Annotated in this window: 6 protein-coding genes and 2 pseudogenes; 4 read left to right on the plus strand and 4 right to left on the minus strand. The window is 73.6% G+C overall.

Annotation, left to right across the window (positions count from 1 at the left end; translation table 11 throughout):
* Positions 1-48 precede the first annotated feature (48 nt).
* From E9549_RS16455 to E9549_RS16470, 4 genes are all read left to right on the plus strand, one after another.
* Positions 49-1,785 (plus strand): DUF429 domain-containing protein, encoded by a 1,737-nt coding sequence (locus E9549_RS16455; protein WP_236827670.1) that lies wholly within the window; start codon positions 49-51, stop codon positions 1,783-1,785.
* Between the two features lie 80 nt (positions 1,786-1,865).
* On the plus strand, positions 1,866-2,837 hold the full coding sequence (locus tag E9549_RS16460) for an NADPH:quinone oxidoreductase family protein (RefSeq protein WP_236827671.1): 972 nt from the start codon (positions 1,866-1,868) through the stop codon (positions 2,835-2,837).
* A gap of 200 nt (positions 2,838-3,037) precedes the next feature.
* Complete coding sequence (locus E9549_RS16465) at positions 3,038-3,670, plus strand: hypothetical protein (protein ID WP_236827672.1); 633 nt, start codon at positions 3,038-3,040, stop codon at positions 3,668-3,670.
* Complete coding sequence (locus tag E9549_RS16470; RefSeq protein ID WP_236827673.1) at positions 3,667-5,148, plus strand: glycosyltransferase; 1,482 nt, start codon at positions 3,667-3,669, stop codon at positions 5,146-5,148. The genes E9549_RS16465 and E9549_RS16470 overlap by 4 nt, the downstream gene beginning before the upstream one ends.
* A gap of 99 nt (positions 5,149-5,247) precedes the next feature.
* On the opposite strand, the pseudogene E9549_RS24250 reads toward E9549_RS16470, so the two are convergent.
* The 4 genes and pseudogenes from E9549_RS24250 to E9549_RS16490 all read right to left on the minus strand — a co-directional run.
* Positions 5,248-6,012 (minus strand): annotated as a pseudogene (locus E9549_RS24250) (VWA domain-containing protein); the annotation flags it as partial.
* Positions 6,009-7,037: a DUF58 domain-containing protein gene (locus tag E9549_RS16480; protein ID WP_236827674.1), complete on the minus strand. Its 1,029-nt coding sequence runs from the start codon at positions 7,035-7,037 to the stop codon at positions 6,009-6,011. The gene E9549_RS16480 and the pseudogene E9549_RS24250, both read right to left, overlap by 4 nt.
* Before the next feature lie 266 nt (positions 7,038-7,303).
* Positions 7,304-8,224 (minus strand): annotated as a pseudogene (locus E9549_RS16485) (AAA family ATPase); the annotation flags it as partial.
* 339 nt (positions 8,225-8,563) lie between these two features.
* A partial coding sequence (locus tag E9549_RS16490; protein WP_236827676.1) for a C40 family peptidase occupies positions 8,564-9,047 on the minus strand: 484 nt, incomplete at its 5' end.

The following is a 9,047-nucleotide window of genomic DNA, read 5'->3' on the forward strand; positions in this document are numbered from 1 at the left end:
TCACGGGGACGAGCCCCGACGAGCTGCGGGGCCGGGCATGCTGACCCTGTGCACCACATCGGGATCGACCTCGCCTGGGGGCTCAAGCAACCGACCGGCCTCGCCGTGCTGGACGACGCCGGCCGGCTGGTGCACGTCAGCGCGGTGCGCACCGACGAGGAGATCGAGACCGCGCTGGCCCCGTTCACCGCCGGCCCGTGCATCGTGGCGATCGACGCCCCGCTGGTGGTCACCAACGCCACCGGGAACCGGGCCGCCGAGCGGGCGCTGAACGCCGACTTCGCGAGGTTCCAGGCCGGGGCGCACCCGACGAACACCGGCAAACCCGAGTTCACCGGTGGCGACACCCGCGGCGGGCGGATCGGCCGGCGCCTGAAGCTGGACCTCGACCCCCGTTCGGGCCGCGACCGCCGGGCGATCGAGGTCTACCCGCACGCGGCGACGGTGGCGCTGTTCCGGCTGGGCCGCACGCTGAAGTACAAGAACAAGCCGGGCCGGGTGCTCGAGCAGCTGCGCGCGGAGCTGCTGCTGCTCATCGACCTATTGGGCGCGGTGGCCGAGCTGGAGCTCGGTGCACCGTTCGCCGCGCTGCGCCGGCAGGTGCAGGCCGCCACCCGCAAGAGCGAGCTGCGGGCGGCGGAGGACCAGGTCGACGCCGTCGTGTGCGCCTACGTGGCTTGGATCGCCGTCCGGCGCCCGGACGAGGTGACCACCTACGGCGACGCGGCCGGCGGCGCCATCGTGACCCCGACCCTGCCGCCGGACCTGCAGCCCGGCCCCCGGGTCGCCGCACCCCCGCCCGACCCGGTGCAGCAGGCCATCCAGGCGTACGCCGACGGCCGGCCCGATGCCCTGGTCGCCGGGGCGCAGGCGCTCGCGCTCGTCACCGGGGTGCTCGACGACGCCGGGATCAACTACCTGTCGGTGACCGGGCGGACCAAGAGCATCGCCTCGTTCGCGGAGAAGGCGGCCCGCACGGTCGACGGTGTGCCTGTTTACCCGGACCCGGCGCGGGACATCACCGACCAGATCGGCGTGCGGGTGATCACCTACGTGCAGAGCGACGTGGAGGCGGTCGCCGAGCTGCTGGCCGCGCAGGTGCGGGTGATCGACGACCGCGACATGGGTCGGCGGACCGCGCAGCAGGGCCGGTTCGGTTACTCCAGCCGGCACCTGCTGATCGGCGTGGACCCCGGCCGGGCGGACGAGCTTCCGGAGCTGGTCGGGCGCGTGGTGCAGGTGCAGGTGCGCACGGTGCTGCAGCACGCGTGGGCCGAGTTCGAGCACGACATCCGCTACAAGGGCACGGTGCCGGACGAGCACGCTCCCGAGTTCGACCGCCGGTTCACCCTGGCCGCCGGGTTGCTGGAGCTGGCCGATCAGCAGTTCACCGCGATCCGCGAACGCCTCCGGGCACCGGTTCCCAGCGACGAGGCCGACGACATCGACCCCGACGACCCTCGGATCGCGCCCCGGGAACTGGCTGCCTTCCTGGCCGGGCAGTACGCCGACGCCGGCTGGTCGCGCCCGGACCACTACACCTGGATCTCCGGCCTGCTGCTCGAACTGGGCGTGACCAGCCTTGTGGAGCTGGGTGAGGTGCTCCGCGGTGTCGACGACAGCGGCATCACCGCCCGGATGGACTACCGCTATCCCCCGGGTGCCGTGCGCCGGCTGGACGACACGCTGCTGGCCGGCTTCGGGCAGCGGTACGTGGACCTGCACGGCAACGCCGACCGGCGGACCGCGCTGACCACCCGGCTGCAGCGGCTCACCGGCAGCTGACCACCGCGTCGCGGCCGAGCACGCAAACGGGGACCGGCCGGAACGACGTCCGGGGGTGAGCAGGCCATAGCCTCGCCCCCATGCGCGCAGTCCAGATCACCGAGTTCGGTGGCCCCGAGGTCCTGACCGTCGTCGACGTGCCAGAGCCGGAGGCCGGCCCGGGCCAGAAGCTCTACGACGTCTCCACCGCCGGCATCAACTACGCCGACACCCACCAGATCGAGAACAGCTACCTGGCCGAGCAGAAGCTGCCGCTGGTCCCCGGTGCGGAGTTCGTCGGCACCCCGGTCGGCGGCGGCCAGCGGGTGGTCGGCCTTCTCGACGGCGGCGGCTACGCCGAGAAGGTCGTCGCCCACGACTTCCTCACCTGGGCGGTGCCCGACGGCGTGACCGACGAGCAGGCGCTCGCCGTGGTCCTGCAGGGGTCCACCGCGTGGCACCTGCTGCGCACCAGCGCACACCTGGCCGAGGGCGAGACCGTCGTCGTCATCGCCGGCGCCGGCGGAGTCGGCTCGCTGGCCGTGCAGCTGGCCCGGAGGTGGGGTGCCGGCCGGGTCATCGCCACCGCCTCCTCCCCCGAGAAGCGGCAGCTGGCCGAGCAGCTCGGCGCGCACGCCACCGTCGACCCGGCGCTGGCCGACGACGACCCGAAGGCCTTCACCGGCGCGCTGCGCGAGGCCAACGGCGGCAGGCCGGTCGACATCGTGCTCGAGATGACCGGGGGCAACGTCTTCTCCGGCTCGCTGTCGGCGCTCGCGCCGTTCGGCCGGCTGGTCACCTACGGCATGGCCGCGCGTGCGAGGACCCACGCCGTCCCGCCGGGCATCCTCATGCAGAAGAGCCGCGCGGTCATCGGCTTCTGGCTGGCGCACTGCATGGCCCGCCCGCAGATGATGGACGCCGCCATGACCGACCTGCTGGCCCTGGTCGACGCCGGTGAGCTCAAGCCCGTCGTCGGCGGCCGCTACCCGCTGTCGGCCGTCGCCGACGCCCACCAGGACCTGCTCGCCCGACGCACCACCGGCAAGCTCGTCCTCGACCCGAGCAGCTGATCGCAGGGCGGTCGCCCTCCCGACTCCACGGGAGGGTGACCGCCGTGTCACCCACCCGGCTGGCCCCGTTCATCCGTCCGGGTGCACCCGCCCCCGCGGCGGGTTTTCGCTCCCTACCGTCCGTAGCGGTCGCAGCCGGGGGGACGAGCGTCCGATCTCCACCCTCCGTGCGTCCATCCGAGGAGGACACGGGGGGATCCATGGCACGACGCACGCTGCGCTCCGGCGCCGCGGCGGCCGGGTTGGCCGTCGCACTGATGACCGGGACGGCGGGCTGCACCTTTCCCGACGTCACGATGAGCCCGGGGCTCTCCCAGGAGCAGGACGTCGCGGAGGACACGGCCGAGCCGGCCGGAGCGACCGGGGCGGCGGCCACCGCGTCCGCTGCGCCCGAGCGCCCCGCCGGCGACCTGGACACCGGTTCGCTCACCCGCACCATCGCCGCCGGCGACCAGACCGTGGTCGTCGACTACTGGACCGAGCAGGACGCCAAGTCCTGGACGACGTCCGACCCCAAGACCCTCCAGCTGGCCGCGCACGTGGAGGGCGCCCGCTCCGGCGTGCAGATCCTGGTCACCCGGTTCGTCGCGACGGCCGACGACGGGACGCAGCGCACGGTCGCCGCCGAGGACCGCGGCGAGTTCGCGCTCATGCCGCCGTTCACCTACGCCACGGCGTTCACGCTGCCCGACGTCTCGCCCACGGCGACGGCGGTGACCCTCTACGTCCAGTTCGACCTGCTGGTCGAGACGATGCCCGACTCCGGGCGCTACTACCGCCAGACGGTGCTCGACCAGCTCGAGCTCCCGCTGCTCGAGGAGGACTCGCTGTGACCGAGGTCGTCCTGCACGGCATGCGCCGCGCCACCGACCGCGTCCACCTGCTGGCCCGCAGCGGCCAGGAGGTCACCGACGTCAGCTCGCTCGTCCCCGACGAGTTCGGCGGCGGCCAGGCGCACCACGAGCGCCGGCACGCCACCATCAGCTGCATCATCCCGGCGTACAACGAGGAGTCGACGATCGCCGACGTCCTCACCTCGCTGCTCTCGCAGACCCGGCCGCCGGACGCCGTCCACGTCATCATCAACAACACCGACGACGACACCCCGGAGATCGCCCGGCAGTTCGCGGGTGAGCACATGCGCGTGGTGAAGGGCGAGGCGTTCCACACCGTCGTCCACGTGCACGACATCGGCGAGAACCCCGACAAGAAGGTCGGCGCGCTCAACTACGGCTACTACGTCAGCCGCGGCTACGACTACATCCTCGGGGTCGACGGCGACACCACGCTGGACCGCCGCTGCGTCGAGTGGCTGGAGAAGGAGATGGTGACCGACCCGCGCATCGGCGGGCTGTCGGCCATCTACACCTTCGACAAGTCCAAGGTGAAGGGCGCGATGGCGCGCTTCCTGGTGGCCGGGCAGCGCGCCCAGTTCGCCGGCTTCAACATGGACAACCTCGTCCGCGGCCGGAACATGGCCGTCCTCGGCGGGCAGTGCAGCCTCTTCAGCGTCCGCGCGCTGGAGATGGTGATGTACCGCAACCACCAGGCCGCCCCGTGGGTGCGCGACTCCGAGGTGGAGGACTCCAAGCTCTCCCTGCAGATCAAGGACGCCGGGTTCAGCACGAAGATCAGCGCCCGGGCCCGCGCGTTCGTGGGCCCGATGACCACGCTGCGCGCGCTGCACGGGCAGCAGGTCAAGTGGAACTTCGGCGGCATCGACCTGCTGTGGCCGGGTCAGCGCGGCGACACCAAGGGCCAGCCGATGCACCCCAACCTGCGGCTGCGCTGGTACGAGAACATCTCGATGCTGTTCAACATCGGCACCCGCATGTCGTTCCTGCTCCTGCTGGCCGCGGCCCTGTCGATCGACGCCTTCGTCTTCAACCCGGTCTGGCTGATCCCCCCGGTCGTGGCGACCCTGCTCAACCTGCGGATCGCCGCCTCCATGCACGACAAGAGCGCCACGGACATCTTCTACGCGCTGCTGTTCGCACCGGCCGAGCTGTACATGTGGATCCGCATGGGCCACTTCGTGAGCGCCTGGGTACAGTTCTTCGCGCGGGTGGAGAAGGACAACTGGGCCGCCCAGGCCGCGGCGGAGCGCGGGCGCGGATCGGCCTACGTGATGCCGGCCCTGTGCGCGGCGGCCACCTTCGCCGTGCTGATCTTCGCCTGGAGCCAGCAGAGCGTCGGCGTGCAGTCGGCGATCCTGTCCGTCGGCTGGCCGGTGCTGTACCTGGTCACGGTGCTGCAGACGCTGTTCATGCTGAAGAAGCTCGTCCGCCGCCAGCGCGGGTTCACCGTCTGAGACCCAGCTCCTGACCGCGCTCTGGCTGCCCAGGTCGGAGTACACCTGCTCGAGCTCCGCAGCGCTGGCGGCCTCGCTGTAGCTGCCGCCGGTCTGGTCGGCGATCTCCTCCAGCGCGGCCCGGTCCACCGGCACCGGCACCCGCTCGCCGTCGATGTCGAGGGTGCCGTAGTCGGTGCCGAACGCGATCGTGGAGACCGGCACCCCGGCGGCGCGCGCGGCCTCGATGGCCTGCGTGTCGTCGCGGCCGACGGTGTTGGTGCCGTCGGACAGCAGCACGATCCGCGCCGGTGGCAGCTCCTCCCCGGTGCTCTCCAGCGACGCCTGGAAGTTCTCGATCGCCGAGAGCGAGGTGAACACCGCCTCGCCGATCGCCGTCGCCTCGGCCAGCTGCAGGTTCTCGATGGCGATGGCGACCTGCCCCCGGTCGGTCGTCGGCGGCACCACCGTGGTGGCCGTGCCCGCGAAGGTCACCAGGCCCAGGTTGATCCGCTCGGGCAGCACGTCCACGAACTCGGTGGCCGCCCGCTGCATGGCCCGGAAGCGCGTCGGCTCGACGTCCTCGGCCTCCATGGACAGCGAGACGTCGACGGCCATCACCACCGTCGCCCGCTCCCGCGGGACCCGCACCTCGGTGCTCGGCACGGCCAGCGACACCACGAGCGTGGCCAGCCCGAGCGCGACCAGCCCGAAGGCGAGGTGCCGCTTCCACCCGGGCCGCTTGGGCACCAGCGACCCGAGCAGAGCCACGTTGGTGAACCGGGCGGCGTACGCCTTGCGCCGCAGCTGCAGCACCACGTACACGGCCACGAGCGCGGCGACCACCAGCAGGGCCAGCAGCCACCACGGGGACTGGAACGTCATCGGGAGGCCCCTCCGCTGCCGGCCCGCCGGCGCTCGGCGACGAAGCGGACGACGTCCATGAGCCAGTCACGGTCGGTCCGCAGTTGCAGGTGCCCGGCCCCGGCCCGGCGCAACGCCGCGGCCACCCGCGCCCGCTGCGCGGCGGCGCCCTCGGCGTACCGGGCGCGGAACTCCGCGTCGCCGGTGGGCACCTCGAGCGTCTGGCCGGTCTCGGGGTCGACGACGGTGAGCAGGCCGACGTCGGGCAGCTCGAGCTCGCGGGGGTCGACGACCTCGACGGCGAGCAGGTCGTGCCGGGCGCCCAGACCGCGCAGCGGGCGCTCCCAGTCGTCGTCCCCGAGGAAGTCGGAGATCACCACGACCAGCCCGCGGCGGCGCGGCGGGCGGCGCAGCGCCTCCAGCGCCGCGGCCAGGTCCCCCCGGCGGCCCGAGCCCGCGCGCGGCGTCGCCACGACCGAGCGGAGCAGCCGCTCGGCGGCCAGCCGGCCGGGCAGCGCCGGGTACCGGTCGACCCGCTCCCCCGTGGTGACGACGGCGCCGAGCCGGTTGCCGCCGTGCACGGTGAGGTGGCCGACCGCGGCGAGCCCGGCGATGGCGAGGTCGCGCTTCTGGCAGTTGGCGGTGCCGAAGTCCAGGCTCGCCGAGAGGTCGACCACCGCCCAGGTCTCCAGCTCGCGGTCGGCGATGGTCTCGCGGACGTGCGCGACCTGGGTGCGCGCGGTCACCGGCCAGTCCATGCGCCGGACGTCGTCGCCGGGGTGGTAGGTCCGCGAGTCACCCGCCTCGCTGCCCGAACCGGGGACGAGGCCGAGGTGGTCCCCCTGCAGCAGGCCGTCGAGCCGGCGCCGCACGGTCAGCTCCAGCCGGCGGAGCAGCACGTCGGCGGGCCCGTCGGTGAAGCGGGGTGGCGTGCCGTCCTCGCCGCCCGGGCCGGTGCCCGATCCGGGCGTCGCCGGGTGCAGCAGCAGCCCCTTGTGCTCGGGCGCGGCCGGGGGCGGCTCCGCCCGGCGTCGGCGGCCGATCACGTCCGCTGCGGTCCGGGTGCGGTGCCGTTCGGGCCGCCGTGCCGGCCGTTCTCGCCGTGGTCCGGCCGGCCGGGGCCCTGCGGGCCGGCGCCGTAGTGCGGGCCGCCGGGCGCCTGCGGGCCGTTCTGGCCCCACGGCCCGCCCTGCGGCATGCCCTGCGGCGGCCCGAAGAACGGCCCACCCTGGCCGTGCGGCACCGCGGGCCCGCCCGGGACGCCCGGGCCGCCACCGGAGGCGCCCTGCCGGGGCGCCACCTGCGGCAGCGGGACGGTCTGCACGATCCGCTTGACGATGTGGTCGGCCGGCACGCCGTCGGCCAGCGCGTCGTAGGAGAGCACCAGCCGGTGGCGCAGCACGTCGGCGGTGATGTCCAGGACGTCCTGCGGGAGCACGTAGTCCCGCCCGCGCACCAGTGCCAGCGCGCGGCTGGCGGCGATCAGCCCGAGCGAGGCGCGGGGGCTCGCGCCGTAGGACACCCAGGTGGCGACGTCCTCCATGCCGTGCTCGCGCGGCGACCGGGTGGCCACCACGAGCCGGACGACGTAGTCGACCAGGGCGTGGTGCACGAAGACCTGGGACGCGGTGCCCTGCAGCCGGCGGAGCTCGTCGGGGCCGAGCACCGTCTCGGCCTCGGGCGGCTGCGAGCCCATCCGGTAGATGATCTCGCGCTCCTCCTCGGCGCTGGGGTAGTCGACCAGCACCTTCATGAGGAAGCGGTCGCGCTGCGCCTCGGGCAGGGGGTAGACGCCCTCGTTCTCGATCGGGTTCTGGGTGGCCAGCACGAGGAACGGGTCGGGCAGCGGGTGGGTCACGCCGCCGATGGAGACCTGCCGCTCGGCCATGACCTCCAGCAGCGCCGACTGCACCTTGGCCGGGGCCCGGTTGATCTCGTCGGTGAGCAGGAAGTTGGCGAAGACCGGCCCCAGCTCGGTGTCGAAGGCGTCCTGGCCGGCCTTGTAGATGCGCGTGCCGATGATGTCGGCCGGCACCAGGTCCGGGGTGAACTGCAGGCGGGAGAAGCTGCCGCCGACGACGGTCGCCAGCGTCTCGACCGCGAGGGTCTTCGCGACGCCGGGCACGCCCTCGAGGAGCACGTGACCCCGGGCGAGCAGCGCGACGAGCATCCGCTCGACCAGCCGGTCCTGGCCGACGATGACGCGCTTGATCTCGAACAGCACCCGTTCCAGGCGGGCGGCGTCGACCGAGGGGGGCACCGGCGCCTGCGGGTGGGCGGGCGCGCTCTCGATCGGTGTGCTGGCAGCGCTGGACACGTGGCTCCCTGGTCGTGCCGGGCCGCGACCACCCGGCTCGGGCAGGCCGTCGACGGGGCGGTGTCGTGCCGGCCCCGGCCCAGTGTCCTACACCGGAGGCGTGCCCCGCCGCGCCGTCGCCACCGACCCGCGGGCGCCTTTCGGGAACGACCTGCGGGCGCGCGCGGTCCCCTGCCCACGGCAGGCCGGGACTGCTAGCGTGTGCGGTGCGTCGGGCAGCTCCCCCCGTGGCTGCCCGACGCCTCACGTCCCGGCTCAGCGTGCGCTCGGCCGCACCGCCCCGAAGTACGTGCTGCTCGAGGTCCGCGCCCGCGCGATGGTCACGTGCTGGCCGCGGTCGGGCGCCTCGATCATCTGGCCGCCGCCGATGTAGATCGCGACGTGCGTGATGGACATGTAGTCGCTCCGGTCCCCGCCCCAGAAGAGCAGGTCGCCGGGCTGCAGGTCGCCGATCGCGACCTGCTTGTTCCTGTTCAGCCACCACTGGTCCCGGCTGGTCCCGCCGATGGCGATCCCGGCCCGGGCGTAGGCGTACTGCGTCAGGCCCGAGCAGTCGAAGCCGAAGAGCTGGCTGTCCGGCGGGATGCCGTTGCTGGGGCCGTTGCTGCCGCCGCCGCCCCACGAGTACGGGACGCCGAGCTGCGACCGCGCCGCCGCGATCGCGGTCTCGGCCGCCGACGTCGACGGCGCGCCGGCCGTGCCGCCGGTGGGGCGGACCGGCGTGGGGGCGTTCGGGGTG

This window comes from Blastococcus sp. MG754426 (assembly GCF_021699055.1).
Lineage (GTDB): Bacteria > Actinomycetota > Actinomycetes > Mycobacteriales > Geodermatophilaceae > Blastococcus.